Genomic DNA, 24,572 nt, shown 5'->3' with positions numbered 1-24,572 from the left:
AGCGGGGGGCCTTTTCGTTTGGCGCCCTGCGGATCGCTCAGCGGGGTGGCCCGACCCGCTCGGCGCCCGCGTGCAGGAAGCAGGCCATCGTGAACACGCCCTCGGGCACCGGGTTCGGCAGGCGCAGGTCCGCGATGCCCGGCACGGCACGTTCCGCCGGGTCGAAACGGCGGTCGATCTGAGAGATGAAGCCGAGGATCACGCCGGAGTTTCGGGCAAAATCGCGCAGCGCGGCCATCTGCGCGCCCAGGGGCGGCGTGCTGCGCCGCTGGTCGAGCAGCTGGAGGTAATCGATCACTGCGACGCTGCCCCTTGGTGCCCCGGCAAGGCGGCGGATGATGTAGTCCGCATCGATCTCGTCCGAGGTGACGACCTCGGGCCGGGGGGCGGTCGCATCGGGCGCGAGGGTGTCGAGCCGGGCCATCGCCTCGGCCTCGGTGTATTCCAGCGTGAAGAACACCGCGCGCCGCCCGGCCGCGGCGGCTGCCAGCAGCAGGTCGAGCGCCAGCCGCGTCTTGCCCTGGCTCGGCCGCGCGCCGATCAGCAGCATGTCCCCGTCGCGGAGCCGCCCCAGCAGGGGCCTCGCCGGCGCGGTGCTGTCGGCGCGGGCGGCCAGCAGGCTCCAGCTTGCCACGCCCTCTTTCCGAGCGACGCGGTCGAGGGCCTGGGCCAGCGGAATGGTTTCGGTGCGCGCCAGTGTCTTGGCCCGTCGCTTGAGTTGATAGATCGGTGCGGACAGCCGCATCAGGGAACCTCCGTTCCGGGCCGCATCCGCATTCCCTCCTACTGCGAAAGGCCCGAACAGGTGGTTCGATGCTCCAAGGTGCCCCGAATGTGCAAGACTTCCCCGGTCGGAGGGGGGAGGCGCGGGCCAAGCCTGTGGCCGGAGCCTAGACCGGCCGCGCCCACCTCGCAAGCGCGGCGCGTGCAGGGTGACAGGGATGGGGGATCGGTCCTTGTCCTCGCCGATCGGGGAATTGTCAATCACCCCGGGAACATACCCGGACACGACATTGTCAACGCCCGTCTTTGGACCGAGGGTCGCGGTGTACGTGACGGCCCCCGTGCCGCCGTAGATTGAGCGAGATATCCAATGAGCATTCAAGATGGCGGGCCGCAACGCGGTCCGATCGGACCATGGGCGCGCGGCGCCCTTTACGTGCTGGCGGCCGTGCTGGTCGTCGGCGGGCTGGCCCTGCTGGTCGGCGGCGGCTGGCTGATCGCCTTGGGCGGCAGCTGGTACTTCGGCATCGCCGGGCTGGCGCTGATCGCCTCGGGCGGGCTGATCGCGGCCGAACGACCGGGCGGCGCATGGCTTTACTTCCTGATCCTGATCGGCACCGCGATCTGGGCGGTTTGGGACTCGGGCCTTGAATTCTGGCCCCTGGTGTCGCGGCTGACCGCACCGCTGGTGATCGGGGTCTTCGTCGCGCTGGCCGCGCCGCTGATGCGCCGCCGGCCCGTGCACATCGGCCGTGGCCCGGCCTGGACCGTGGCCGCCGTGCTGATCGTGATCCTTGCCGCCGGCACCTGGCGCGCGTTCCAGGCGGTGCCGCTGATCGCCGCCACCGGCACGCCGCCCGAGGTCGCCTTTGCCGCGCCCGAGGTTGGCACCGGAGACGACTGGGCCAACTACGGCCACGACCTTGGCGGACGCCGTTTCGTGTCGGCCGAGGAGATCACCCCCGGCAACGTCGGCGCGCTCGAAGTGGCCTGGACCTTCAACACCGGCGACGTGCCCGGCGCAAACGCGGGCAGCGGGGCCGAGGACCAGAACACCCCGCTGCAGGTCGGCGACACGCTCTATGTCTGCACCGTCACCAACATCGTGCACGCGCTGGACGTCGACACGGGCGAGAAGAAATGGACCTTCGACCCCGAAGCATCCTCTCCCTTCTGGCAGCGCTGCCGCGGGGTGAGTTACTACGACGCCTCTGCGGCCCCGGCGGTCGAGGAGATGCCGGCCCCGACGACCGACCCCGCGTCGACGGAGGGCAGCGCGGACGCCACCTCCGAGGCGCCGGCCACGCCGTCCGCGCCCGAGGCGCCGGTGGCCGACGCGGGCCCGCAGGCCTGCGCCACGCGGATCGTGATGTCGACCATCGACGCGCGGCTGATCGAGCTGGACAGCGAAACCGGCGAACCCTGCGCCAACTTCGGCACCGATGGCACAGTGGACCTGAAGGCGGGCATGGGCGAGGTGAAGCCCGGCTTCTACTTCCAGACCTCGGCCCCCACCGTCGCCGGTGACCTGATCATCATCGGCGGCTGGGTCGTCGACAACGTGATGGTGGGCGAACCCTCGGGCGTGGTCCGGGCCTTTGACGCCCGCACCGGCGACCTGGTCTGGGCCTGGGACATGGGCGCACCGGATCGCGTCGGTGCCCCGGAAGAGGGCGAGACCTACACCCGCGGCACGCCCAACATGTGGTCGACCCCGGCCGTCGATCTCGACCTCGGGCTGGTCTACATCCCGACCGGCAACGCGACACCCGACTTCTTCGGCGGCCACCGCTCCGAGGTCGCTGACGCGTACAACTCCTCGATCGTCGCGCTGCGGCTCGAGGACGGGCGCGAGGCTTGGAAGTTCCAGACCGTGCACCATGACGTGTGGGACTACGACGTGCCGTCGCAACCGGCGCTCTTCGATCTGCCCGACGGGCAGGGCGGCACCACGCCGGTGCTGATCCAGGCCACCAAGCGCGGGCAGATCTTCATGCTGGACCGCGCCACCGGCGAACCGGTGGCCGAGGTCGAGGAACGGCCGGTCCCGCAGGGCGCGGTCGAGGGCGACTACCTCTCGCCGACCCAGCCCTACTCGGTGGGCATGCCCGCCATCGGGGCCGAACCGCTGAGCGAGAGCCGGATGTGGGGTGCCACGCCCTTCGACCAGCTCTGGTGCCGCATCCAGTTCCGCCAGATGCGCTACGAGGGCGAATTCACGCCCCCGGGCCTGACGCCCAGCCTGCAATGGCCGGGTTACTTCGGCGGCATGAACTGGGGCAGCGGAACGGTCTTCACCCCCGGCGGCTACTTCATCATCAACGACACCCGTTCGCCGCACCGCGTGCAGCTGGTGCCGCGTGAAGAGGCCGACGCCGCCGACGCCAAGGATTCGCACAGCGGCCTCTCGGGGCAGTACGGCACGCCCTACGGCGCGTCCAAGTACACCTTCATGTCGCCGCTCGGGATCCCGTGCCAGGAGCCGCCCTACGGCTCCCTGACGGCCATCGACCTGACCACGCAGCAGATCGCCTGGCAGGTGCCGATGGGAACGGTCGAGGACACCGGGCCGCTCGGCATCCGCATGGGGATGCCGATCCCGGTCGGCATGCCCACCGTCGGCGGCCCGTTCTCGACCGCCTCGGGGCTGGTGTTCTACGCCGGCACGCTCGACTTCGCGATCCGGGCGATGGACGTGGCGACGGGCGAGGTGCTCTGGCATCACCGCCTGCCGGCAGGATCGCAGGGTACGCCGATGAGCTATGTCTCGCCCAAGACCGGGCGGCAGTTCGTCGTCGTCTCGGCCGGCGGCGCGCGCCAGTCGAACGTGCGGGGCGATCACATCATCGCCTTTGCCCTGCCCGAGGGTGGCGCGGGCAACTGAACCCCGCGCGCGGTTCGGCCGTGAGATCAACAGCACAGGCGGCGGCCTGGCAGGTGATGCCGGGCCGTCGTCATTCCACCTGCCTGCAAGAGCGGGAATGCCGTTCGCCAAGGCTTGCAATTCCGCGCAGCCCGGTGTCTGTCGCCCGGCGGAGGGCAGGGGAGCGAGCATGACCGACAATATGCGTGGCGCGATGCTGATGATGGCGTCGATGGCGCTCTTCACGCTGAACGACACCTTCACCAAGCTGCTGGCGGGCGAGGTGCCCCTGGCGCAGGTGATCTCACTCCGGGGCGTGCTGACTTCGGTCGGCACCGCGCTGATCGCCTGGCGGCTCGGCGCGTTCCGGGGCAAGGTGGCACGGCGCGACTGGGTGCTGGTCGTGGTCCGCATGATCGCCGAGGTCGGCGCGGCCTACTTCTTCCTGACCGCGCTCTTCAACATGCCGCTGGCCAACGTGACGGCGGTGCTGCAGTCGGCGCCGCTGGTGGTGACCCTGGCGGCCGCGCTGTTCCTCAAGGAGCCCGTGGGCTGGCGGCGCCTCTCGGCGATCCTGGTGGGCTTCTGTGGCGTCCTGCTGATCATCCGGCCGGGACCCGAGGGGTTCAACCTCTACGCGCTCTACACGCTCGTCTCGGTCGGGTTCGTGACCACCCGCGACCTCGTCACCCGGCGGCTGTCGCGCGAGGTGCCGTCGATGCTGGTGTCCTTCGTGACCGCGGTCGGGGTGACGCTGGCCTTTGCCATCGGGAGCCTGGGCGGCGACCCCTGGGTGCCGCTCGACGTCAGGTCCGGCGGGCTGATCGCGGCGGCGGGAATCGCGGTGCTCTTTGCCTACCTCTGTTCCGTCGCGGCAATGCGGTCCGGTGAGATTTCCTTTGTCTCGCCCTTCCGCTACACGGGCCTCCTCTGGGCGCTGGTGCTTGGCTTCGTGGCCTTCGGCCACTGGCCGGAATGGCCAACCCTGCTTGGCGCAGCCATCGTCGTGAGCTCGGGGCTGTTCATGCTTTACCGCGAACGGCGGCTCGGACTGCCTCCGACCGCGCCTCAAAAGACGCCGCGTAGCTGAGATGTCTGGCGCCAAACCGCCGGCCGTCATGTTGACAAGGCGCGCGACTCTTTCTATATGCCCGCTCAATCAGGCAAGGGGGTCGCCCCGCCGCCTTTCAAAACCGAAGTGGTCACGATCCGGTCCGAGGGGGCCCGATCCTCTGGAATACCGCCGCGTCGTTCCCCGTGAACGAGGGGACGCATGCGGTTTTTTACGTTGCGTGGACGCACGCGGCGTAGCGATGAAACCGCGGGATGTCCCGCAACACATGTGTTGAGAGAATAACGGGGAACTAAAGCCCAATGCCTACGATCCAACAGCTGATCCGGAAGCCCCGGCAGCCCAAAGTCAAACGGTCCAAGTCGATGCACCTGGAGCAGTGCCCGCAGAAACGCGGCGTCTGCACGCGCGTCTACACGACCACGCCGAAGAAACCGAACTCCGCTATGCGGAAAGTTGCGAAGGTCCGCCTGACCAACGGTTTCGAAGTGATTTCCTACATCCCGGGTGAAAGCCACAACCTTCAGGAGCACTCCGTGGTCCTGATCCGTGGCGGCCGGGTGAAAGACCTTCCGGGCGTCCGCTACCACATCCTGCGCGGTGTTCTCGACACCCAAGGCGTCAAGGATCGTAAGCAACGCCGTTCGAAATACGGCGCGAAGCGTCCGAAATAAGAGGAATCCGAGATGTCTCGTCGTCACGCTGCAGAGAAGCGCGAAATCCTGCCCGACGCCAAGTATGGCGACCGGGTTCTGACCAAGTTCATGAACAACCTGATGATCGACGGCAAGAAGTCGGTCGCAGAGAAGATCGTCTACAACGCGCTCGACCGGATCGAAGAGAAGGTGAAGCGCGCGCCGGTGGAAATCTTCCACGAGGCCCTGGACAACATCAAGCCGTCGGTCGAGGTCCGCTCCCGCCGGGTTGGTGGTGCAACCTACCAGGTGCCCGTCGAAGTCCGCCCCGAGCGCCGCGAAGCCCTCGCCATCCGCTGGCTGATCACCGCCTCGCGCGCCCGTAACGAGAACACGATGGAAGAGCGCCTCGCTGGCGAGCTGCTGGATGCCGTGAACTCGCGCGGTTCTGCCGTGAAGAAACGCGAAGACACCCACAAGATGGCCGACGCCAACAAAGCGTTCAGCCACTACCGCTGGTAATACCCGAAAGGCAGGCCCCTCATGGCACGCGTTTATCCGCTCACCCGCTACCGTAACTTCGGCATCATGGCTCACATCGATGCCGGCAAGACCACGACGACCGAGCGTATCCTCTACTACACCGGCAAGTCCCACAAGATCGGCGAAGTCCACGACGGCGCCGCGACCATGGACTGGATGGAGCAGGAGCAGGAGCGGGGGATCACCATCACATCCGCCGCGACCACGACCTTCTGGCAGTGGCAGGAAGACCCGACCGCCGAGGGCACCTCGGACACGAAGTTCCGCTTCAACATCATCGACACCCCCGGCCACGTCGACTTCACCATCGAAGTCGAGCGTTCGCTGGCCGTGCTCGACGGTGCGATCTGCCTTCTGGACGGTAACGCCGGCGTCGAGCCGCAGACCGAAACCGTGTGGCGCCAGGCCGACCGGTACAAGGTTCCGCGCATCGTCTTCGTCAACAAGATGGACAAGATCGGCGCCGACTTCTTCAACTGTGTGAAGATGATCAAGGACCGCACCGGCGCGACCCCCGTGCCCGTGGCCCTGCCGATCGGTGCCGAGGACAAGCTCGAAGGCATCATCGACCTGATCACCATGGAAGAGTGGGTCTGGACCGGTGAAGACCTGGGCGCCGGCTGGGTGCGTCAGCCGATCCGTGACGATCTGAAGGATGTCGCCGACGAATGGCGCGCCAACATGATCGAGAACGCGGTCGAGATGGACGACGCCGCGATGGAAGCCTACCTGGAAGGCGAAGAGCCCGACGTGCCGACCATGCGGAAACTGATCCGCAAGGGCTGCCTGTCGCTGTCCTTCGTTCCGGTCCTGGCCGGCTCCGCGTTCAAGAACAAGGGCGTGCAGCCCCTGCTGAACGCCGTGATCGACTTCCTGCCCGGTCCGCTCGACGTTCCCGCCTACACCGGCTTCTCGCCGGATGACGAGACCGAGACCCGCAACATCGAGCGTCATGCCTCGGACGAAGAGCCCTTCTCGGGCCTCGCGTTCAAGATCATGAACGACCCCTTCGTCGGTTCGCTGACCTTCACCCGGATCTACTCCGGCGTGATCAAGAAGGGCGACTCGATGATGAACTCGACCAAGGGCAAGCGCGAGCGCGTCGGCCGGATGATGATGATGCACTCGAACGATCGCGAAGAGATCGAAGAGGCATTCGCCGGCGACATCATCGCCCTGGCCGGTCTGAAAGAGACCACCACGGGTGACACGCTCTGCGATCCGCAGAAGCAGGTGGTTCTCGAAACCATGACCTTCCCGGATCCGGTGATCGAGATCGCGATCGAGCCGAAGACGAAGAACGACCAGGAGAAGATGTCCCAGGGCCTGCAGCGTCTGGCTGCCGAGGACCCGTCCTTCCGCGTCGAGACCGACCTCGAGTCCGGTCAGACCATCATGAAGGGCATGGGCGAACTTCACCTCGACATCCTCGTCGACCGCCTGAAGCGCGAATTCAAGGTCGAGGCCAACATCGGTGCGCCGCAGGTGGCCTACCGTGAGACCATCGGCCACGAGGTCGAGCACTCCTACACCCACAAGAAGCAGTCGGGTGGTTCGGGTCAGTTCGCAGAGGTCAAGCTGGTCATCAGCCCGACCGAAGCGGGCGAAGGCTACTCGTTCGAGTCGAAGATCGTCGGCGGTGCGGTTCCGAAGGAATACATCCCCGGCGTCGAGAAGGGCATCAAGTCGGTCATGGATTCCGGTCCGCTGGCAGGCTTCCCGGTGATCGACTTCAAGGTGGCCCTGATCGACGGCAAGTTCCACGACGTCGACTCCTCGGTCCTCGCGTTCGAGATCGCGGCCCGGATGTGCATGCGTGAAGGCATGCGCAAGGCTGGCGCCAAGCTGCTGGAACCGATGATGAAGGTCGAAGTGATCACGCCGGAAGAGTACACCGGTTCGATCATCGGCGACCTGACCTCGCGTCGCGGTCAGGTGTCGGGTCAGGAACCGCGCGGCAACGCCGTGGCGATCCAGGCCTTCGTGCCGCTGGCATCGATGTTCGGCTACATCAACACCCTGCGCTCCATGTCCTCGGGCCGCGCGCAGTTCACGATGCAGTTCGACCACTACGATCCGGTCCCGTCGAACATCTCGGAAGAGATCCAGAAGAAATACGCATAACGGGGTGGCGGGGTGAACCCCGCCCTACCCACCATCTGTAGGGCGGGGACACCCCGCCGCACCGACAAAGGAGGCCATCATGGCAAAGGAAAAGTTTGAGCGGTCCAAACCGCACTGCAACATCGGCACGATCGGTCACGTTGACCACGGCAAGACGACGCTGACGGCGGCGATCACGAAGTACTTCGGCGAGTTCAAGGCCTACGACCAGATCGACGGCGCGCCGGAAGAGAAAGCCCGCGGCATCACGATCTCGACCGCGCACGTCGAGTACGAGACCGAGAACCGTCACTACGCGCACGTCGACTGCCCCGGCCACGCCGACTACGTGAAGAACATGATCACCGGCGCGGCGCAGATGGACGGCGCGATCCTGGTGGTGAACGCGGCTGACGGCCCGATGCCGCAGACCCGCGAGCACATCCTGCTGGGCCGCCAGGTGGGCATCCCCGCCATGGTCGTGTTCATGAACAAGGTCGACCAGGTCGACGACGAGGAGCTGCTCGAGCTCGTCGAGATGGAAGTGCGCGAACTGCTGAGCGCCTACGACTTCCCGGGCGACGACATCCCGGTCATCGCCGGTTCGGCCCTGGCCGCGCTGGAAGGCCGTGACCCGGAAATCGGCGAGACCAAGATCCGCGAACTGATGGCGGCCGTGGACGAGTACATCCCGCAGCCGGCACGTGCGGTCGACCAGCCGTTCCTGATGCCGATCGAAGACGTGTTCTCGATCTCGGGCCGCGGCACGGTTGTGACCGGCCGTGTCGAGCGTGGCGTCGTGAACGTCGGCGACGAACTGGAAATCGTCGGCATCAAGGCGACGCAGAAGACGACCTGCACGGGCGTCGAGATGTTCCGCAAGCTGCTGGACCGCGGCGAAGCGGGCGACAACATCGGCGCGCTGCTGCGCGGCATCGACCGTGAAGCGGTCGAGCGCGGCCAGGTGCTCTGCAAGCCGGGTTCGGTGAAGCCGCACACGAAGTTCGAGGCCGAGGCCTACATCCTGACCAAGGACGAAGGCGGCCGTCACACCCCGTTCTTCGCGAACTACCGTCCGCAGTTCTACTTCCGGACCACCGACGTGACCGGGACCGTGACCCTGCCGGAAGGCACCGAGATGGTGATGCCCGGCGACAACCTGAAGTTCTCGGTCGAGCTGATCGCCCCGATCGCGATGGAAGAGAAGCTCCGCTTCGCCATCCGTGAAGGCGGCCGCACCGTCGGCTCCGGCGTCGTCTCGAAAATCATCGAGTGATGGGTCCCGCGGCGGGGGCTTGACCTCCGCTGCAACCTGGAATACGCGCCACGGCTCAGTGCCGTGGCGCCGCACTTACGGGTTCGATGAAGGGGCAGGGTGGTCCTGTTTCTTCCTCTCAACTCAAACGCCGAAGAAGGCTGAATGACATGCAAGGTCAAACCATTCGCATCCGGCTGAAGGCATTCGATTACCGCGTCCTGGATTCCAGCACGCAGGAAATCGTCAACACGGCCAAGCGCACCGGCGCTCAGGTCCGTGGCCCGATCCCGCTGCCGAACAAGATCGAGAAGTTCACGGTTCTCCGTGGCCCTCACGTCGACAAGAAATCCCGCGACCAGTTCGAGATCCGCACCCACAAGCGGCTCCTGGACATCGTGGACCCGACCCCGCAGACGGTGGACGCGCTGATGAAGCTCGACCTCGCCGCCGGCGTGGATGTCGAGATCAAGGTTTAAGGAGGATCCACTGATGCTCCGTTCCGGTATCATCGCCAAGAAGGTGGGCATGACCCGCCTGTTCATGGAAGACGGGAAACAGATCCCGGTGACCGTGCTGCAACTCGACGGCCTGCAGGTCGTTGCACAGCGCACGGCCGACGCACACGGCTACACCGCCGTGCAGCTCGGTGCAGGCTCGGCGAAAGCCAAGCGCACCAGCCAGGCCATGCGCGGCCACTTCGCTGCTGCGAAGGTCGAGCCCAAGCGCAAGGTTGCCGAGTTCCGCGTCGACCCCGAGAACCTGATCGCCGTCGGTGAGGAAATCACCGCCGACCATTACTTCGAAGGCCAGTTCGTGGATGTCTCCGGCACCTCGATCGGTAAGGGCTTCGCCGGTGGCATGAAGCGCCACAACTTCGGCGGCCTGCGCGCTTCGCACGGTGTCTCGATCTCTCACCGGTCGCACGGTTCGACCGGTCAGTGTCAGGACCCGGGCAAGGTGTTCAAGGGCAAGAAGATGGCCGGTCACATGGGCGCCGTCCGCGTCACCACGCAGAACCTGCAAGTGGTGCGCACCGACAGCGAACGTGGCCTGATCATGGTCAAGGGCGCCGTCCCGGGTTCGAAGGGTGGCTGGGTCACGGTGAAAGACGCCGTGAAGAAGCCGTTCCCCGAGAACGCGATCCTGCCCGCCGCACTGCGTTCCGCAGCCGAGGAGGCCCGCAAGGCCGCCGAGGAAGCCGCCGCAGCCGCCGAAGCCGAAGCCAAGGCCGCTGAAGAAGCCGCCGCAGCCGAGCAGGCAGCCGCCGAAGAGGCCGCACTGAAAGAAGCGGAAGCTTCGATCGAGGCCGAGAAGAAGGAAGGCGACGAATGAAACTCGACGTGATCAAACTGGACGGCGGCAAGGCCGGGTCGGTCGAGCTGACGGACGAGATCTTCGATCTCGAGCCGCGCGCCGATATCCTGCACCGTGTCGTCCGTTGGCAGCGCAACAAGGCGCAGGCCGGTACGCACAAGGTCAAGGGCCGGTCCGAGGTGAGCTACTCGACCAAGAAGATCTATCGCCAGAAGGGCACCGGCGGCGCACGCCACGGCTCCCGCAAGGCGCCGATCTTCCGGAAGGGTGGTATCTACAAGGGCCCGACCCCGCGCAGCCACGCACACGACCTGCCCAAGAAGTTCCGTGCTCTTGGTCTCAAGCACGCACTCTCCGCGAAAGCGAAAGAGGGCTCGCTGGTGATCATCGACGTCGCGGAATCCGAAGGCAAGACCGCAGCTCTGGCCAAACAGGTGAAGAACCTGGGCTGGAAACGCGCCCTGATCATCGATGGCGCCACCGTGAACGAGGGCTTTGCCCGCGCCGCGGCCAACATCGATGGCCTGGACGTCCTGCCGTCGATGGGCGCCAACGTCTATGACATCCTGAAGCGTGACACCCTGGTGCTCACGAAGGCGGGTGTCGAAGCACTGGAGGCTCGACTGAAATGAGCGCGAAGGCAGAACACTACGACGTGATCCGCAAGCCGATCATCACCGAGAAGGCAACGATGGCTTCCGAAGCCAACGCCGTCGTCTTCGAAGTGTCGATCGACGCGAACAAGCCGCAGATCAAGGAGGCCGTCGAGGCCCTCTTCAACGTCAAGGTGAAGGCCGTGAACACGACCATCACCAAGGGCAAGCAGAAGCGGTTCCGCGGCCAGCTCGGCCGTCGCAACGACGTCAAGAAGGCTTACGTGACCCTCGAAGAGGGAAACACTATCGACGTGACCACCGGTCTCTGATAGGTAGCCGCGAATCTCGCGTGGCCCCGGGTATCCGGGGCCTCGTGCTTTTGCCGGACGGTGCGTGACAAGCACGTATCCACATCCGGCCACAGGGGGCGTGCACGCACGCACCACGTCACTCGGGCACCTTCGGGGGCCTACATCACCGGTCACCTTCGGGGGGCCACATACATAGGCGGGCCGGCCTGGCCGCATCCCGCCGTAGCAAACGGAAGACAGAAAGCATGGCACTCAAGTCGTACAAGCCGACGACGCCGGGCCAGCGCGGGCTGGTGCTGATCGACCGTTCGGAGCTGTACAAAGGACGCCCCGTCAAAGCCCTCACCGAGGGTCTGACGAAGTCGGGCGGCCGGAACAACACCGGACGTATCACCTCCCGCCGTCGTGGCGGTGGCGCAAAGCGCCTTTACCGGATCGTCGATTTCAAACGGAACAAGTTCGACGTCGAAGGCGTCGTCCTGCGGATCGAATATGACCCGAACCGGACCGCGTTCATCGCGCTGATCCAGTACACCGATGGCGAAAAAGCCTATATCCTCGCCCCCCAGCGTCTGGGTGTGGGCGACAAGGTGCTCGCCTCGGCCAAAGCGGACATCAAGCCGGGCAACGCAATGCCGTTCTCGGGCATGCCGATCGGTACGATCGTCCACAACATCGAGCTGAAGCCCGGCAAGGGCGGCCAGATCGCACGCGCCGCGGGCACCTACGCCCAGTTCGTCGGCCGTGACGGTGGCTACGCGCAGATCCGCCTGTCCTCGGGCGAGCTTCGCATGGTCCGTCAGGAGTGCATGGCCACCGTCGGTGCCGTGTCGAACCCCGACAACTCGAACCAGAACATCGGTAAGGCCGGCCGCAACCGCCACAAGGGCATCCGCCCGAGCGTCCGCGGCGTCGTGATGAACCCGATCGACCACCCCCACGGCGGTGGTGAAGGTCGGACCTCGGGTGGTCGTCACCCGGTCACGCCCTGGGGCAAGCCGACCAAGGGTGCACGCACCCGTGACAAGAACAAGGCGTCCTCGCGGCTCATCATCCGCTCGCGTCACGCCAAGAAGAAAGGGCGCTGATCATGTCTCGCGCAGTATGGAAAGGCCCCTTCGTCGATGCCTACGTCCTGAAGAAGGCGGAAGCAGCACGCGAAAGCGGGCGTAACGAAGTCATCAAGATCTGGTCGCGCCGCTCAACGATCCTGCCCCAGTTCGTGGGTCTGACGTTTGGCGTCTACAACGGCCACAAGCATATCCCCGTCAATGTCACCGAGGACATGATCGGTCAGAAGTTCGGCGAATACAGCCCGACTCGGACCTACTACGGTCATGCCGCGGACAAAAAAGCGAAGCGGAAATAAGCCATGAGCAAGGATAAGAATCCCCGCCGCGTGGCTGACAACGAAGCGATGGCCAAAACCCGCATGCTTCGCACCAGCCCGCAGAAACTGAACCTGGTCGCCGCGATGATCCGTGGCAAGAAGGTGGACAAGGCCCTCACGGACCTGACCTTCTCGAAGAAGCGGATCGCCGAGGACGTGAAGAAGTGCCTTCAGTCCGCCATCGCGAATGCCGAGAACAACCACAACCTGGACGTCGACGAGCTCGTCGTCGCCGAGGCCTACGTGGGCAAGAACCTCGTCATGAAGCGTGGCCGTCCGCGTGCCCGTGGTCGCTATGGCAAGATCATGAAACCGTTCAGCGAACTCACCATCAAGGTGCGTCAGATCGAGGAGCAAGCCTGATGGGTCAGAAAGTCAATCCGATCGGCATGCGCCTGCAGGTCAACCGCACCTGGGACAGCCGCTGGTACGCCGACACGAAGGATTACGGCGATCTTCTCCTCGAAGACGTCAAGATCCGTGAGTTCATCAAGGAAGAGTGCAAGGCGGCTGGCGTCGCCCGCGTGATCATCGAGCGTCCGCACAAAAAGTGCCGCGTCACGATCCACACCGCACGTCCGGGTGTCATCATCGGCAAGAAAGGCGCGGACATCGAAGTCCTGCGCAAGAAGCTGGCCAAGATGACGGACAGCGAGCTGCACCTGAACATCGTCGAGGTCCGCAAGCCGGAACTGGACGCGCAGCTCGTCGGTGAATCGATCGCGCAGCAGCTCGAGCGTCGGGTTTCGTTCCGTCGCGCGATGAAGCGCGCCGTGCAGAACGCGATGCGCATGGGGGCCCTGGGCATCCGTGTGAACGTCGCGGGCCGTCTCGGCGGTGCCGAGATCGCACGGACCGAATGGTACCGCGAAGGCCGCGTGCCGCTGCACACCCTGCGTGCCGACATCGACTATGCACATTCCGAAGCCACGACCCCCTACGGGATCATCGGTATCAAGGTCTGGATCTTCAAAGGCGAGATCATGGAACACGACCCCCAGGCTCGTGACCGTCGCGCTCAGGAAATCCAGGACGGTCCGGCGCCCCGTGGCGCACGTGGCCGGTAAGGAGGATCTCGAGATGCTTCAACCGAAACGTACGAAGTTCCGCAAGCAGTTCAAAGGCCGCATCCATGGTGTGGCCAAGGGCGGCTCGGACCTGAACTTCGGTCACTACGGCCTCAAGGCCACCGAGCCGGAGCGGGTCACCGCACGGCAGATCGAGGCCGCCCGTCGTGCCCTGACGCGTCACATGAAACGTCAAGGCCGCGTCTGGATCCGGATTTTCCCGGATACGCCGGTGACCTCGAAACCCACCGAAGTCCGTATGGGTAAAGGTAAGGGTTCGGTCGACTACTGGGCCTGCAAGGTGAAACCGGGCCGGATCATGTTCGAGATCGACGGCGTCAACGAGGACATCGCACGCGAAGCGCTGCGCCTGGCCTCGATGAAGCTGCCGGTCAAGACCCGGGTCGTGGTCCGCGAGGACTGGTAATCCGGGCGGTGCGTGGCAAGCACGCACCCTACGGTACCTGAGATAGCCCCCGCCGGGAGACCGGCGGGGGTTTTCCGTTTGGGGTTGTGGCGGGTGGATCGGTGTGGTGCGTGCGAGCACGCACCCTACGGAGGGGCGGCGCGGCTGTGGATGTCCCCCCTTGGCCCGCGCCCGCGATCCACGGTATGGGAGGGGCCAAACGCCCACCGGAGTCGCCCCCATGTCCGAGATCAAGTCTCTCTTCGCCACACGCCTCTACCGCGCCACGCTTTCCGAACTCGGCGATCCGATCGAGGCCGAGGAGCTGGAAAACTCCTGCTACTCGATCGCCGAGGATGACGAGGCGGGCCAGCAGTGGTGCGAGGACAACGACTATCCCGGCTACACCTCCTACGCCTCGCTGACCGACCTCGGCTGGCGGTTCCCGATCTTTGCCGACCTGGTGAAGGTCCTTGACCAGCACGTCGCGGCGTTTGCGAAGGACCTGGAGTTCGACCTCGGCGAGCGGGAACTGAAGCTCGAGGACATCTGGATCAACATCCTGCCCGAAGGCGGGACGCACTCCAGCCATATCCACCCGCACTCGGTGATTTCCGGCACGACCTACGTGGCGATGCCCGAGGGCGCGAGCGCGCTCAAGCTCGAGGACCCGCGCCTGCCGATGATGATGGCGGCCCCGACCCGGGTGAAGGGCGCGCGGGAGGAGCTGAAGAGCTTCATTTACGTCGCGCCAAAACCGGGCGAGGTGCTGCTCTGGGAAAGCTGGCTGCGCCACGAGGTGCCGATGAACATGTCCGAGGAGGACCGCATCTCGGTCAGCTTCAACTACAGCTGGGGGTGAGGCGATGACCGGGGTTCCAACGCGGCCGCTCTTCGACCTGTCGCTCGAGGTCGGCGCGCCGCACGACCTGCGCGGGGCGGACGGGCACGGCAAGCTCATCTTCCACGTCACCGGCGGCCGGTTCGACGGTGACCGCCTGCGGGGCAGGGTGCTGCCGGTCAGCGGTGACTGGGTGGTCGCGGCGCCGGGCCAGTCCCGCGTCGACGTGCGGCTGCTCCTGGAGACGGACGATGGCGCGCTGGTCTACATGACCTACCGCGGGGTGCACACGCTGGGGGCCGAACACCGGGCCGAACTGGCGGCGGGGCGCGACCTCGACCCGGCCAGTTACTACTTCCGCACCGCCCCGATGTTCGAGACGGCAGCGGACCGCTACGACTGGCTCAACCGCGTCGTCGCGGTCGGGATTGGCGAACGCACCCGGTCCGAGGTCCGCTACACGGTGCACGAGGTGCTCTAGCGCCTATTCGAAGGCGACGAAGCCGATGTTGCCGATGACGGTGTTCCGCCCCTTGTCGCGGTTCTTCAGCACGCCGTTCACGATGTAGAGGTCGGTGACCATGTACTTGTCGACCGTCCCCTTCTCGGGGTCCTTGACGAGGATGTATTCCTGCATGTCGATCGGTGTGTCGGGCACGACAAGTTCGAAGTACTGCGGGTCGGCATCAGCGGCGAGCAGGTTGATGATGATCATCACCTGGTCGTAGTCGGTGATCCGTTCGTCGAGGAAGTAGCAGATCGCCTCGGACCCCAGTACTGCGGCGCCGACGGCCAGGCCGATCGGGGCCGCGCTGGCGGCGGCGCCCGCGACACCCGCGCCCGAACTGCCGGCAAAGGCCGATCCCAGCATGCCCGCGCCGGTCACCGCGTTGTTGAGCGTCAGGACGCCCGCCTCCTTCAGCACGCCCCCGCCGTCCTTGGCCAGCTCGACCGCCTTGGTGCCGGCCCCGCCCAGCAGGTTGCTGAGCCGGTAGTCGCAGATCCCGGCATGCGCCGCGGGCGCGGCTAGGGTCAGGAAGGCGGCAGACAGGATGCCAGGGCGGAACGACATTTGGAAACCTCGACGGGGCAGGGACGACTCGGACAGGGCGCTTGAACTGAGCGCAAAGCGCGATATTCACCTAGCGCGCCTGTCGCGCAAGACGATGGCCTGCGGATTGACGGTGCTGTGATCGGCGGAACGCAGCGGAAGGCCGGAACGTGGGGTCACGCCGCCCGCGGCGGATTGAAACCCCACCCCGTTCACCCCGATATGGCCGGCAGGGGGACGCGAAACGCCGCGGCCTTTGGAATAAGGGGTTGCCATGCTGGCGCAAGCCATGTATCGGGCAGCCTCCAATACCGAACTCCGCCGGAATCAGGGTAACCCTGCAAGGGGCCTTCCGGTGATGTTGAAAAAGGAACATAGAGCATGAGCGCTCAAGATCTCCGGGACAAGACCCCGGATCAACTCCGCGAGGAGCTGGTCACTCTGAAGAAAGAGCAGTTCAACCTGCGCTTTCAGCAGGCCACCGGCCAACTGGAAAACCCCGCACGGATGCGCGCAGCCCGCCGTCAGGCAGCCCGCGTGAAGACCATCCTGAACGAAAAAGCCAAAGCGGCCGCGGAGTAACACCAGATGCCCAAACGTATCCTGCAAGGGGTCGTGACCAGCGACCAGAACGCCCAGACCGTGACCGTGTCGGTGGAACGCCGCTTCACGCACCCGGTTCTGAAGAAGACCATTCGTAAGTCCAAGAAGTACCGGGCTCACGACGAGAACAACACCTTCAAGGTGGGGACACCGTCCGCATTCAGGAATGCGCGCCGAAGTCCAAGACGAAACGCTGGGAAGTGGTGGCTGAATAAGCCACCCCTTCGCAGTTTTAGCGAAACCCTGGGGGCCAACAACCAGAACAGCCCCCAAAGGTCGGGAGAAACCACATGATCCAGATGCAGACCAATCTGGATGTCGCTGACAACTCCGGCGCTCGCCGGGTGCAGTGCATCAAGGTCCTGGGTGGTTCCAAGCGTAAGTACGCTTCGGTGGGCGACATCATCGTCGTCTCCGTCAAGGAAGCCATCCCGCGCGGCCGCGTGAAGAAAGGTGACGTCCGCAAGGCCGTCGTCGTGCGCACCGCCAAGGAAGTCCGTCGTGAAGACGGCACCGCGATCCGCTTCGATCGCAACGCTGCCGTCATCCTGAACAACAACAACGAGCCGGTCGGCACCCGTATCTTCGGGCCGGTGGTTCGTGAGCTGCGCGCGAAGAACTTCATGAAGATCATCTCGCTCGCACCGGAGGTGCTGTAATGGCTGCGAAACTCCGTAAGGGCGACAAGGTCGTCGTGCTCGCCGGCAAGGACAAGGGCAAGGAAGGCGAAATCGCCTCCGTCGACCCCAAGGCCGGCAAGGCCGTCGTGTCGGGCATCAACATGGCCATCCGCCACACCAAGCAGAGCCAGACCAGCCAGGGCGGCCGCATCCCGCAAGCGATGCCGATCAACCTGTCGAACCTCGCCCTGATCGATGCAAACGGCAAAGCGACCCGCGTCGGCTTCCGCATGGAAGGTGACAAGAAGGTCCGTTTCGCCAAGACCACCGGGGATGTGATCGATGCTTGATACCGCGAACTACACCCCGCGTCTGAAGGCGCAGTACCGCGAGACGATCAAGGCCGCTCTGAAAGAAGAGTTCGGCTACAAGAACGACATGCAGATCCCGCGTCTGGACAAGATCGTTCTGAACATCGGCTGCGGTGCCGAAGCCGTGCGCGACAGCAAGAAGGCGAAGTCGGCCCAGGAAGACCTGACCGCCATCGCCGGCCAGAAGGCTGTCGTCACCAAGGCGAAGAAATCGATCGCAGGCTTCCGGGTCCGCGAAGAGATGCCGCTCGGCGCGAAAGTCACCCTGCGTGGCGATCGCATGTACGACTTCCTCGATCGCCTGATCACTGTGGCCATGCCCCGCGTCCGCGACTTCCGCGGCGTTTCGGGCAAGAGCTTCGACGGCCGTGGCAACTATGCCATGGGTATGAAAGAGCACATCGTTTTCCCCGAGATCAACTTCGACAAGGTCGACGAGGTCTGGGGCATGGACATCATCATCTGCACCACTGCAGGGACCGATGCCGAGGCGAAAGCGCTGCTCAAGCACTTCAACATGCCGTTCAACAGCTGATCGCGCCAAGGAGAGATTGATATGGCTAAAAAATCCATGATCGAGCGCGAAAAGAAACGCGAACGGCTGGTGAAGAAGTACGCCGCCAAGCGTGAAGCGCTGAAAGAAATCATCAACGACCAGTCGAAGCCCATGGAAGAGCGTTTCCGCGCCTCCATGAAGCTGGCCGAGCTGCCCCGCAACTCGTCCGCGACCCGTCTTCACAACCGCTGCCAGCTGACCGGCCGCCCGCACGCTTACTACCGTAAGCTCAAGGTGTCCCGGATCATGCTGCGGGAACTGGGCTCCAACGGCCAGATCCCCGGTCTGGTGAAATCGAGCTGGTAAGGAGAGCATAGAGATGAACGATCCTATCGGCGATATGCTCACCCGGATCCGCAACGCGCAGATGCGCGGCAAGTCGACCGTGTCCACCCCCGCTTCCAAGCTGCGGGCCTGGGTTCTCGACGTGCTGGCGGACGAAGGTTACATCCGCGGTTACGAGAAGGGCACCGACACCAACGGTCACCCGACCCTCGAGATCAGCCTGAAGTACTTCGAAGGCACCCCTGTCATTCGCGAGCTCAAGCGGGTTTCGACCCCCGGCCGCCGCGTCTACATGGGCGTCAAGGACATCCCGTCGGTCCGTCAGGGCCTGGGTGTGTCGATTGTCAGCACGCCGAAGGGCGTGATGTCGGATGCAAACGCACGCTCCGCCAATGTCGGCGGTGAGGTGCTCTGCACGGTATTCTAAGGAGGGTCCTATGTCTCGTATCGGCAAGAAACCCGTCGAACTGCCGTCCGGCGTCTCCGCGTCCCTTTCGGGTCAGACGGTCGAAGTGAAGGGTCCGAAAGGCACCCACACCTTCACCGCCACCGATGACGTCACCATCACCATCGAGGACAACACCGTGTCGGTCACCCCGCGCGGCAAGTCCAAGCGGGCGCGCCAGCAGTGGGGCATGAGCCGCACGATGGTCGCGAACATGGTCCAGGGCGTCAGCACCGGCTTCAAGAAAGAGCTCGAGATCACGGGTGTGGGTTACCGCGCCCAGATGCAGGGCGACAAGCTGGTCCTGAACCTCGGCCTGTCCCACGACGTGAATTTCGAAGTGCCGGAGGGCGTGACCGTCACGACCCCGAAGCAGACCGAAATCGTCGTTGAGGGCACCGATCCGCAACTCGTCGGCCAGGTCGCGGCCAACATCCGCGAATGGCGCCGGCCCGAGCCCTACAAGGGCAAGGGGATCCGGTACAAGAACGAGTACATCTTCCGCAAGGAAGGCAAGAAGAAGTAAGGACGGCGAACATGGCAAACAGCAAACGTCAACTGTTCCTGAAGCGCCGTCTGCGCAACCGGAACAAGCTCCGCGCGGTGAACGCCGGCCGTCTTCGGCTGTCGGTGCACCGTTCGAACAAAAACATCAGCGTCCAGCTCATCGACGATGTGCAGGGCGTGACCATCGCCGCGGCCTCCTCTCTCGAGAAGGACCTGGGCGTCATCGGCAAGAACAACATCGAGGCCGCCCAGAAGGTGGGTGCCGCGATCGCCGAGCGCGCCAAGAAAGCGGGCGTCGAAGAAGCATACTTCGACCGTGGTGGCTTCCTGTTCCACGGCAAGGTGAAGGCCCTGGCCGACGCCGCGCGTGAAGGCGGCCTGAAAATCTGACGGGGCGGTGCGTGCGCAGCACGCACCCTACCGCAGCTCCGTAGGGTGCGTGCTTGTCACGCGCCTTGCATTTCCGAGGGCACGCATCCCGTGCCCCGATGATCCGGGAGGGCCGCGCCCTCACCAAGGATCGGACAACCGGGCGCATGCCGCCCACCTGATGAAGAGGAGAGCCAATGGCTCGTGAAGATAACCGCCGGGATCGCCGCGAACGCGAGGAAGCCCCGGAATTCGCAGATCGCCTCGTCGCGATCAACCGCGTGTCGAAAACCGTCAAGGGTGGTAAGCGCTTCGGCTTCGCCGCGCTCGTCGTCGTCGGCGACCAGAAGGGCCGTGTCGGCTTCGGCAAGGGCAAGGCCAAAGAGGTCCCCGAGGCGATCCGCAAGGCGACCGAGCAGGCGAAACGCCAGATGATCCGAGTTCCGCTGCGCGAAGGCCGCACCCTGCACCACGACATGGAAGGCCGCCATGGCGCGGGCCGCGTCGTGATGCGTTCGGCACCGCACGGCACCGGGATCATTGCCGGTGGTCCGATGCGCGCCGTGTTCGAGATGCTGGGCGTGCACGACGTGGTCGCCAAGTCGATCGGGTCGCAGAACCCCTACAACATGATCCGTGCCACGCTGAACGGTCTGCAGAAAGAAAGCTCGCCCCGCATGGTGGCGCAGCGTCGCGGCAAGAAAGTCGCCGACATCCTGCCGAAACGTGACGACGCTGCCGCGGACGCCGCGCAAACCGAGGAGGCCTGATAGATGGCAACCATCGTCGTTAAGCAGATCGGCTCTCCGATCCGCCGCCCCGCCGTGCAGCGCCAGACGCTGATCGGCCTGGGCCTCAACAAGATGAACAAGACCCGCGAGCTGGAAGATACCCCGGCCGTGCGCGGCATGATCAACAAGATCCCGCACCTGGTCACGATCGTCGAGGAAAAGGCGTAAGCCTGACCCCGCATCGGGTTCGATGACTTCGAACGCCCCCGGTTCCGCCGGGGGCGTTTTTCGTTGCGGGGCAGGGGCGGTGGCCGTGCTAGGATGTCCCGGCTAGAGGAGGAGGCGCGCCCATGCCGGTGGCGCATTACAACATCGCAAGGCTGCGCCATCCGCCGGGCGATCCCCGGGTGGCGGGCTTTGTCGATAACGTGACACGCGTGAACGCGGTGGCCGAACGCTCGGACGGATTCGTCTGGCGGCTGGTCGATAATGCGGCCGCGCCCGAGGGGGCCGGCGCCTACGAGGCGCTGCTTGGCGATCCGCGGCTGGCCGTGTCGCTGTCGGTCTGGCTGAGCCCCGAGGCATTGCGCTTCTTCGTCCAGCAGACGGTACACGGCGGGTTCCTGCGGCGGAGGGCCGAATGGTTCGAGCCCTGGGACGGGCCGAACTACGTAATATGGCCGGTGCCCGCGGGATACATCCCGACCGTCGAGGAAGGACAGGCGCGACTGGCCGATCTGGCGCGCCGCGGCGCATCGTCCGAGGCCTACGATTTCGGCTGGGTCGCGGCGCAGGCATGAGGCCCGGGTGGGGTCAAAGCGGGCGGCGGGACAGGGAAGAGGTCAGGGCGCCGATCACCGGACAGCCCAGCGTCTCGCGCAGGGCCTCGACCAGTTCATCCACCGTTTCCGTCGTCACGAACTGTCCGCCCGTCCGTTCGGCCAGGCACCGCGCCACGCTGCGGTCGTTGGCATAGCTTTCTTGTTCCGGGTTGTCCCAGGTCCAGAAGTCGACCTCGACCCGGAAGCCGATGACATGGATGGTCAGGTCCTGCGCCTCGGCCGCCAGCTGCGCGCCGAGGGTGCAGGGACGTCCGCCGCAGGTTTCGTTGCCGTCGGTCACCACGACCACGATCCCCGGCTCCCGCCGGTAATCGAGCGCCGTGGCCGCCATCTCGACCGCCTGGGCCAGGGGCGTCAGCCCACCGGGGCGCAACCCGTCGACCGCCGCGATGATCGGTGCCGCGGCGTCGAGGGTCGGCGGCAGCCTGAGGTCGGTGGCGCAGCTGTCGGCACCCGCCCCGTAGACGACCAGCCCCACCCGCCGCAGCTCGGCGATCTCGGGCAGGGCGCGGGCGACGGCGATCCGCGCCTCCTCGATCCGGGTGGCGGCGCTGGCGTCAAAGCCAATCTCGGACATCGAGCCCGAGCCGTCGAAGACCAGCATCGCGTCGGCGATGCAGTCGGGCGCGGCGCGGGCGGTGCCGGGCGCGAGGAGGAGGGCAAGGCACGCGGTCCAGCCCGGCAGATGTGACAAGGGGCGGTGCATCCTTCGATGACACACCGCCCCCGGTCAAAAATCAATCGTCGGGATCAGGCCGCGCGAGACCGGTTGCGCGAGCGCTGGCGACGCTTCTGACCGCCGTTGCTGTTGCCGTTGGCTTCGGCCTTGCGCTGCTGCTGGCCGCCGGGCTTGCCGCCCTGGCCGTGACGCCGACCGCCACCGGGACGACCGCCGGGCTTGCCCTTGCCGCGGCCGGGTTTCGGGGCCGCAGCCTCGTCCATCGGTTGCCAGGGGGTGCCGCCGGCCACGCGGATCTGGCGGCCCATCAGCTTCTGGATGTCGCGGAACTCGCCCATCTCGCCGGGGGCGCAATAGGCGATCGCGGTGCCGTCGCGGCCCGCGCGCGCGGTCCGGCCGATGCGGTGGACGTAGTTGTCCGCCACGTTGGGCAGGTCGTAGTTGTAGACATACCGCACCTCGGGGATGTCGATGCCGCGCGCGGCGACGTCGGTGGCCACCAGGACGCGTGTCTCACCTTCGCGGAACTCGCGCAGAGCGCGGTCGCGTTGGCCCTGGCTCTTGTTGCCGTGGACCGAGGCAGCGGCAAAGCCCGCGGCGACCAGCTGTTTCATCAACCGTTCGGCGCCGTGCTTGGTGCGGGCAAACACCAGCGCGGATTCGTCGCGGTGCTGGTCGAGGTGTTCGATCAGCTGGCCGGTCTTCTCCGACTGCGCGACGAAGTGCACGCATTGGTCGATCTTCTCGGCCGGTTTGCCCGGAGGCGCGGTTTCGACGCGGATCGGGTTCTTGAGGTAGGTCGACGCGATCTCGTTCATCTGCTTCGGCATGGTGGCCGAGAAGAGCATCGTCTGGCGATCGGCCGGCAGCAGCGGCGCGATTTGGCGCAGCGCGTGGATGAAGCCCAGGTCGAGCATCTGGTCCGCCTCGTCGAGGACGAGGAACTGGGTCTGGTCGAGGCGCACGGCCTTGCGGTCCAGCAGGTCGATAAGGCGGCCCGGGGTGGCGACCAGCAGGTCGGTGCCGCGCTGCAGGCGGTGCACCTGCGCGTTGATGGACCCGCCGCCGACGACCAGGCCGATGCGGACATTGGTGCCCTCGGCAAAGGCGCGCAGGTTGTCGAGGATCTGCTTGGCCAGCTCGCGCGTGGGGGCGAGGATCAGGCCGCGCACGGCCTTGGCCTCGGGTTTGCCCTCCATCCGCATCAGGGCGGAGATCAGCGGCAGGCCGAAGGCGGCCGTCTTGCCGGTGCCGGTCTGGGCCAGGCCCATGACGTCGCGCCCGTTCATCGCGTGCGGGATCGCCTGTTTCTGGATCGGCGTGGGTTCGGTCAGGCCAAGCTCGGCGAGGTTGGCGGCGAGGCGGGGCGGAAGCCCCAGCATGTCAAAGTCCAAAAGACTGTCCTTTCGGCGCCGGAAGAATGTGCGGCGCGAACAAGCGTGTGCCCGGGATCTTGCCCGGGAACGTCACTCGTGGGTTGCGCCCGGAATTCGCCCCCGGGGCCGGATTGCCGCCGAAGCCGTCTGAGCGCCGGACCCCCGCGTGAAGTGGGAACCATGTGGAAATCGTGCCGGCGGGGCCATCTTGGGCCGGGCGAACCTGCTCACGCGGCAGTATCGGCACGCAGGCGCATATGGGGGGCGGCGGCGGCGCTGTCAACCTGCATTCGCGGAACCGGGACGGGATCCGGGCAGGGCAGCGGCCGGTGTGGCATGTCGGCACGTCGCCCGTGCGCCTGCTTGCACCGCATCGCGGCATCGCATATACGCCCCCGGTGGCCCTTCCCGGGCCCGACTCAAACAACCAGAAATGCCGTGTCCCTTCCGCATCGCTTCGGGAAGGTCGTCCGGCAAGGAGAAGCGACATGAAACTGAACGAACTCCGCGACAATCCCGGCGCGGCACCGAAGAAAAAGCGCGTTGCACGTGGCCCCGGTTCGGGCAAGGGCAAGACCGCCGGCCGTGGTATCAAGGGTCAAAAATCCCGCTCGGGCGTGGCCATCAAGGGCTACGAGGGCGGCCAGATGCCGATCTACCAGCGTCTGCCCAAGCGTGGCTTCAACAAGCCGAACCGCAAGAAATTCGCCGTGATCAACCTTGGCATCATCGCCAAGTACATCGAAAGCGGCAAGCTGGACGCGAAATCGACCATCACCGAAGACACCCTGGTTGCAGCCGGCGCCATCCGCCGCAAGCTGGACGGTGTCCGCATCCTGGCGAAGGGCGACATCGCCACCAAGCTGAACCTGGAAGTGACCGGTGCCTCGCAGGCGGCCATCGAGGCCGTAGAGAAGGCCGGCGGTTCGCTGAAGGTCACGGGCGCGGCAGCCGCCGCTGAGTAAGAGGTTGTGAGCGGCCGCCGTGCCGCTTACATAGCTCCCGTGTTTTCCTG

General features: G+C 65.6%; 33 protein-coding genes and 1 pseudogene. 30 read left to right on the top strand and 4 right to left on the bottom strand.

All coding sequences use genetic code 11. From position 1 onward, the window contains the following. Positions 1-37 precede the first annotated feature (37 nt). Positions 38-745, bottom strand: a complete 708-nt coding sequence (locus ACE2AC_RS08470; protein ID WP_375691658.1) for a DNA helicase — start codon at positions 743-745, stop codon at positions 38-40. Between the two features lie 348 nt (positions 746-1,093). On the opposite strand from ACE2AC_RS08470, the gene ACE2AC_RS08465 reads away from it, so the two are divergent. The 17 genes from ACE2AC_RS08465 to ACE2AC_RS08385 all read left to right on the top strand — a co-directional run bounded on the left by ACE2AC_RS08465 (position 1,094) and on the right by ACE2AC_RS08385 (position 15,603). Continuing rightward, the gene (locus tag ACE2AC_RS08465) at positions 1,094-3,607 is read left to right on the top strand and encodes a membrane-bound PQQ-dependent dehydrogenase, glucose/quinate/shikimate family (protein WP_375691657.1); all 2,514 of its coding nucleotides are present in this window, start codon (positions 1,094-1,096) and stop codon (positions 3,605-3,607) included. Positions 3,608-3,776: 169 nt separating this feature from the next. Next, on the top strand, positions 3,777-4,676 hold the full coding sequence (locus ACE2AC_RS08460; protein WP_375691656.1) for a DMT family transporter: 900 nt from the start codon (positions 3,777-3,779) through the stop codon (positions 4,674-4,676). 284 nt (positions 4,677-4,960) lie between these two features. Further along, complete coding sequence (rpsL, locus tag ACE2AC_RS08455) at positions 4,961-5,332, top strand: 30S ribosomal protein S12 (protein ID WP_005621086.1); 372 nt, start codon at positions 4,961-4,963, stop codon at positions 5,330-5,332. A gap of 12 nt (positions 5,333-5,344) precedes the next feature. Beyond that, complete coding sequence (gene rpsG / locus ACE2AC_RS08450; RefSeq protein WP_375691655.1) at positions 5,345-5,815, top strand: 30S ribosomal protein S7; 471 nt, start codon at positions 5,345-5,347, stop codon at positions 5,813-5,815. Between the two features lie 21 nt (positions 5,816-5,836). After that, on the top strand, positions 5,837-7,960 hold the full coding sequence (gene fusA, locus ACE2AC_RS08445) for an elongation factor G (RefSeq protein ID WP_375691654.1): 2,124 nt from the start codon (positions 5,837-5,839) through the stop codon (positions 7,958-7,960). Between the two features lie 79 nt (positions 7,961-8,039). Beyond that, complete coding sequence (gene tuf / locus ACE2AC_RS08440; protein ID WP_375691653.1) at positions 8,040-9,215, top strand: elongation factor Tu; 1,176 nt, start codon at positions 8,040-8,042, stop codon at positions 9,213-9,215. Positions 9,216-9,364: 149 nt separating this feature from the next. Then, the gene (rpsJ, locus tag ACE2AC_RS08435) at positions 9,365-9,673 is read left to right on the top strand and encodes a 30S ribosomal protein S10 (RefSeq protein WP_375691652.1); all 309 of its coding nucleotides are present in this window, start codon (positions 9,365-9,367) and stop codon (positions 9,671-9,673) included. Between the two features lie 13 nt (positions 9,674-9,686). Then, a complete protein-coding gene (gene rplC, locus ACE2AC_RS08430; RefSeq protein ID WP_375691651.1) occupies positions 9,687-10,529 on the top strand; it encodes a 50S ribosomal protein L3 in 843 nt (280 codons plus the stop codon). After that, positions 10,526-11,143 (top strand): 50S ribosomal protein L4, encoded by a 618-nt coding sequence (rplD, locus tag ACE2AC_RS08425; protein WP_375691650.1) that lies wholly within the window; start codon positions 10,526-10,528, stop codon positions 11,141-11,143. Before rplC ends, rplD begins: the two co-directional genes overlap by 4 nt. Beyond that, positions 11,140-11,436, top strand: coding sequence for a 50S ribosomal protein L23 (locus ACE2AC_RS08420; RefSeq protein WP_375691649.1), 297 nt, complete (start codon positions 11,140-11,142; stop codon positions 11,434-11,436). The genes rplD and ACE2AC_RS08420 overlap by 4 nt, the downstream gene beginning before the upstream one ends. A 227-nt stretch (positions 11,437-11,663) precedes the next feature. After that, the gene (rplB, locus tag ACE2AC_RS08415) at positions 11,664-12,506 is read left to right on the top strand and encodes a 50S ribosomal protein L2 (protein ID WP_375691648.1); all 843 of its coding nucleotides are present in this window, start codon (positions 11,664-11,666) and stop codon (positions 12,504-12,506) included. A gap of 2 nt (positions 12,507-12,508) precedes the next feature. Then, positions 12,509-12,787, top strand: coding sequence for a 30S ribosomal protein S19 (gene rpsS / locus ACE2AC_RS08410; protein WP_375691647.1), 279 nt, complete (start codon positions 12,509-12,511; stop codon positions 12,785-12,787). A 3-nt stretch (positions 12,788-12,790) separates the two neighbouring features. Next, on the top strand, positions 12,791-13,171 hold the full coding sequence (gene rplV / locus ACE2AC_RS08405; RefSeq protein WP_375691646.1) for a 50S ribosomal protein L22: 381 nt from the start codon (positions 12,791-12,793) through the stop codon (positions 13,169-13,171). Then, positions 13,171-13,875 (top strand): 30S ribosomal protein S3, encoded by a 705-nt coding sequence (gene rpsC / locus ACE2AC_RS08400; RefSeq protein ID WP_375691645.1) that lies wholly within the window; start codon positions 13,171-13,173, stop codon positions 13,873-13,875. The genes rplV and rpsC overlap by 1 nt, the downstream gene beginning before the upstream one ends. 13 nt (positions 13,876-13,888) lie before the next feature. Beyond that, entirely contained in the window at positions 13,889-14,302 is a 414-nt protein-coding gene (rplP, locus tag ACE2AC_RS08395; protein ID WP_375691644.1) for a 50S ribosomal protein L16, read from the top strand. Between the two features lie 220 nt (positions 14,303-14,522). Next, positions 14,523-15,143, top strand: a complete 621-nt coding sequence (locus ACE2AC_RS08390; protein WP_375691643.1) for a 2OG-Fe(II) oxygenase family protein — start codon at positions 14,523-14,525, stop codon at positions 15,141-15,143. A 4-nt stretch (positions 15,144-15,147) separates the two neighbouring features. Then, positions 15,148-15,603 carry a DUF3237 domain-containing protein gene (locus ACE2AC_RS08385; protein WP_375691642.1) on the top strand — a complete coding sequence of 152 codons (456 nt, stop codon included), beginning with the start codon at positions 15,148-15,150 and terminating at the stop codon, positions 15,601-15,603. 3 nt (positions 15,604-15,606) lie between these two features. Here the strand turns inward: ACE2AC_RS08385 and ACE2AC_RS08380 are convergent, their stop codons facing one another. Then, complete coding sequence (locus tag ACE2AC_RS08380) at positions 15,607-16,194, bottom strand: hypothetical protein (protein WP_375691641.1); 588 nt, start codon at positions 16,192-16,194, stop codon at positions 15,607-15,609. A 360-nt stretch (positions 16,195-16,554) separates the two neighbouring features. Here ACE2AC_RS08380 and rpmC point away from each other — a divergent pair, with 360 nt between their 5' ends. From rpmC to ACE2AC_RS08320, 12 genes and pseudogenes are all read left to right on the top strand, one after another. Continuing rightward, positions 16,555-16,755, top strand: coding sequence for a 50S ribosomal protein L29 (gene rpmC, locus ACE2AC_RS08375; RefSeq protein WP_375691640.1), 201 nt, complete (start codon positions 16,555-16,557; stop codon positions 16,753-16,755). 6 nt (positions 16,756-16,761) lie between these two features. Next, positions 16,762-16,991 (top strand): annotated as a pseudogene (gene rpsQ / locus ACE2AC_RS08370) (30S ribosomal protein S17). A gap of 75 nt (positions 16,992-17,066) precedes the next feature. Beyond that, the gene (rplN, locus tag ACE2AC_RS08365) at positions 17,067-17,435 is read left to right on the top strand and encodes a 50S ribosomal protein L14 (RefSeq protein WP_005621870.1); all 369 of its coding nucleotides are present in this window, start codon (positions 17,067-17,069) and stop codon (positions 17,433-17,435) included. After that, complete coding sequence (gene rplX / locus ACE2AC_RS08360; RefSeq protein ID WP_375691639.1) at positions 17,435-17,746, top strand: 50S ribosomal protein L24; 312 nt, start codon at positions 17,435-17,437, stop codon at positions 17,744-17,746. The genes rplN and rplX overlap by 1 nt, the downstream gene beginning before the upstream one ends. After that, a complete protein-coding gene (gene rplE, locus ACE2AC_RS08355) occupies positions 17,739-18,302 on the top strand; it encodes a 50S ribosomal protein L5 (protein WP_375691638.1) in 564 nt (187 codons plus the stop codon). The genes rplX and rplE overlap by 8 nt, the downstream gene beginning before the upstream one ends. Before the next feature lie 21 nt (positions 18,303-18,323). After that, positions 18,324-18,629: a 30S ribosomal protein S14 gene (rpsN, locus tag ACE2AC_RS08350; RefSeq protein WP_375691637.1), complete on the top strand. Its 306-nt coding sequence runs from the start codon at positions 18,324-18,326 to the stop codon at positions 18,627-18,629. 13 nt (positions 18,630-18,642) lie between these two features. After that, positions 18,643-19,035, top strand: coding sequence for a 30S ribosomal protein S8 (gene rpsH / locus ACE2AC_RS08345; protein WP_375691636.1), 393 nt, complete (start codon positions 18,643-18,645; stop codon positions 19,033-19,035). A 10-nt stretch (positions 19,036-19,045) separates the two neighbouring features. Then, positions 19,046-19,579, top strand: coding sequence for a 50S ribosomal protein L6 (rplF, locus tag ACE2AC_RS08340; RefSeq protein ID WP_375691635.1), 534 nt, complete (start codon positions 19,046-19,048; stop codon positions 19,577-19,579). Between the two features lie 11 nt (positions 19,580-19,590). Next, positions 19,591-19,950, top strand: coding sequence for a 50S ribosomal protein L18 (rplR, locus tag ACE2AC_RS08335; protein ID WP_375691634.1), 360 nt, complete (start codon positions 19,591-19,593; stop codon positions 19,948-19,950). Positions 19,951-20,126: 176 nt separating this feature from the next. Continuing rightward, a complete protein-coding gene (gene rpsE, locus ACE2AC_RS08330; RefSeq protein ID WP_375691633.1) occupies positions 20,127-20,699 on the top strand; it encodes a 30S ribosomal protein S5 in 573 nt (190 codons plus the stop codon). Between the two features lie 3 nt (positions 20,700-20,702). Beyond that, the gene (rpmD, locus tag ACE2AC_RS08325) at positions 20,703-20,888 is read left to right on the top strand and encodes a 50S ribosomal protein L30 (protein WP_375691632.1); all 186 of its coding nucleotides are present in this window, start codon (positions 20,703-20,705) and stop codon (positions 20,886-20,888) included. Positions 20,889-21,010: 122 nt separating this feature from the next. Continuing rightward, positions 21,011-21,460: a DUF3291 domain-containing protein gene (locus ACE2AC_RS08320; RefSeq protein ID WP_375691631.1), complete on the top strand. Its 450-nt coding sequence runs from the start codon at positions 21,011-21,013 to the stop codon at positions 21,458-21,460. Between the two features lie 13 nt (positions 21,461-21,473). Here the strand turns inward: ACE2AC_RS08320 and ACE2AC_RS08315 are convergent, their stop codons facing one another. Then, positions 21,474-22,196 (bottom strand): VWA domain-containing protein, encoded by a 723-nt coding sequence (locus ACE2AC_RS08315; protein WP_375691630.1) that lies wholly within the window; start codon positions 22,194-22,196, stop codon positions 21,474-21,476. A 56-nt stretch (positions 22,197-22,252) separates the two neighbouring features. Further along, a complete protein-coding gene (locus ACE2AC_RS08310) occupies positions 22,253-23,563 on the bottom strand; it encodes a DEAD/DEAH box helicase (RefSeq protein ID WP_375691629.1) in 1,311 nt (436 codons plus the stop codon). A 482-nt stretch (positions 23,564-24,045) separates the two neighbouring features. Between ACE2AC_RS08310 and rplO the strand changes: the two genes are divergently transcribed. Beyond that, positions 24,046-24,522, top strand: a complete 477-nt coding sequence (gene rplO / locus ACE2AC_RS08305) for a 50S ribosomal protein L15 (RefSeq protein WP_375691628.1) — start codon at positions 24,046-24,048, stop codon at positions 24,520-24,522. Positions 24,523-24,572: the final 50 nt, after the last annotated feature.

This window comes from Pseudooceanicola sp. LIPI14-2-Ac024 (genome assembly GCF_042188925.1).
Classification (GTDB): domain Bacteria; phylum Pseudomonadota; class Alphaproteobacteria; order Rhodobacterales; family Rhodobacteraceae; genus Pseudooceanicola.
This window is presented reverse-complemented; position numbering and strand designations above follow the sequence as displayed.

Coding starts and splice junctions, on each gene's coding strand:
- ACE2AC_RS08470 (WP_375691658.1), bottom strand. CDS start 745: ATGCGGCTGTCCGCACCGATCTATCAACTCAAGCGACGGGCCAAGACA.
- ACE2AC_RS08465 (WP_375691657.1), top strand. CDS start 1,094: ATGAGCATTCAAGATGGCGGGCCGCAACGCGGTCCGATCGGACCATGG.
- ACE2AC_RS08460 (WP_375691656.1), top strand. CDS start 3,777: ATGACCGACAATATGCGTGGCGCGATGCTGATGATGGCGTCGATGGCG.
- rpsL (WP_005621086.1), top strand. CDS start 4,961: ATGCCTACGATCCAACAGCTGATCCGGAAGCCCCGGCAGCCCAAAGTC.
- rpsG (WP_375691655.1), top strand. CDS start 5,345: ATGTCTCGTCGTCACGCTGCAGAGAAGCGCGAAATCCTGCCCGACGCC.
- fusA (WP_375691654.1), top strand. CDS start 5,837: ATGGCACGCGTTTATCCGCTCACCCGCTACCGTAACTTCGGCATCATG.
- tuf (WP_375691653.1), top strand. CDS start 8,040: ATGGCAAAGGAAAAGTTTGAGCGGTCCAAACCGCACTGCAACATCGGC.
- rpsJ (WP_375691652.1), top strand. CDS start 9,365: ATGCAAGGTCAAACCATTCGCATCCGGCTGAAGGCATTCGATTACCGC.
- rplC (WP_375691651.1), top strand. CDS start 9,687: ATGCTCCGTTCCGGTATCATCGCCAAGAAGGTGGGCATGACCCGCCTG.
- rplD (WP_375691650.1), top strand. CDS start 10,526: ATGAAACTCGACGTGATCAAACTGGACGGCGGCAAGGCCGGGTCGGTC.
- ACE2AC_RS08420 (WP_375691649.1), top strand. CDS start 11,140: ATGAGCGCGAAGGCAGAACACTACGACGTGATCCGCAAGCCGATCATC.
- rplB (WP_375691648.1), top strand. CDS start 11,664: ATGGCACTCAAGTCGTACAAGCCGACGACGCCGGGCCAGCGCGGGCTG.
- rpsS (WP_375691647.1), top strand. CDS start 12,509: ATGTCTCGCGCAGTATGGAAAGGCCCCTTCGTCGATGCCTACGTCCTG.
- rplV (WP_375691646.1), top strand. CDS start 12,791: ATGAGCAAGGATAAGAATCCCCGCCGCGTGGCTGACAACGAAGCGATG.
- rpsC (WP_375691645.1), top strand. CDS start 13,171: ATGGGTCAGAAAGTCAATCCGATCGGCATGCGCCTGCAGGTCAACCGC.
- rplP (WP_375691644.1), top strand. CDS start 13,889: ATGCTTCAACCGAAACGTACGAAGTTCCGCAAGCAGTTCAAAGGCCGC.
- ACE2AC_RS08390 (WP_375691643.1), top strand. CDS start 14,523: ATGTCCGAGATCAAGTCTCTCTTCGCCACACGCCTCTACCGCGCCACG.
- ACE2AC_RS08385 (WP_375691642.1), top strand. CDS start 15,148: ATGACCGGGGTTCCAACGCGGCCGCTCTTCGACCTGTCGCTCGAGGTC.
- ACE2AC_RS08380 (WP_375691641.1), bottom strand. CDS start 16,194: ATGTCGTTCCGCCCTGGCATCCTGTCTGCCGCCTTCCTGACCCTAGCC.
- rpmC (WP_375691640.1), top strand. CDS start 16,555: ATGAGCGCTCAAGATCTCCGGGACAAGACCCCGGATCAACTCCGCGAG.
- rplN (WP_005621870.1), top strand. CDS start 17,067: ATGATCCAGATGCAGACCAATCTGGATGTCGCTGACAACTCCGGCGCT.
- rplX (WP_375691639.1), top strand. CDS start 17,435: ATGGCTGCGAAACTCCGTAAGGGCGACAAGGTCGTCGTGCTCGCCGGC.
- rplE (WP_375691638.1), top strand. CDS start 17,739: ATGCTTGATACCGCGAACTACACCCCGCGTCTGAAGGCGCAGTACCGC.
- rpsN (WP_375691637.1), top strand. CDS start 18,324: ATGGCTAAAAAATCCATGATCGAGCGCGAAAAGAAACGCGAACGGCTG.
- rpsH (WP_375691636.1), top strand. CDS start 18,643: ATGAACGATCCTATCGGCGATATGCTCACCCGGATCCGCAACGCGCAG.
- rplF (WP_375691635.1), top strand. CDS start 19,046: ATGTCTCGTATCGGCAAGAAACCCGTCGAACTGCCGTCCGGCGTCTCC.
- rplR (WP_375691634.1), top strand. CDS start 19,591: ATGGCAAACAGCAAACGTCAACTGTTCCTGAAGCGCCGTCTGCGCAAC.
- rpsE (WP_375691633.1), top strand. CDS start 20,127: ATGGCTCGTGAAGATAACCGCCGGGATCGCCGCGAACGCGAGGAAGCC.
- rpmD (WP_375691632.1), top strand. CDS start 20,703: ATGGCAACCATCGTCGTTAAGCAGATCGGCTCTCCGATCCGCCGCCCC.
- ACE2AC_RS08320 (WP_375691631.1), top strand. CDS start 21,011: ATGCCGGTGGCGCATTACAACATCGCAAGGCTGCGCCATCCGCCGGGC.
- ACE2AC_RS08310 (WP_375691629.1), bottom strand. CDS start 23,563: ATGCTGGGGCTTCCGCCCCGCCTCGCCGCCAACCTCGCCGAGCTTGGC.
- rplO (WP_375691628.1), top strand. CDS start 24,046: ATGAAACTGAACGAACTCCGCGACAATCCCGGCGCGGCACCGAAGAAA.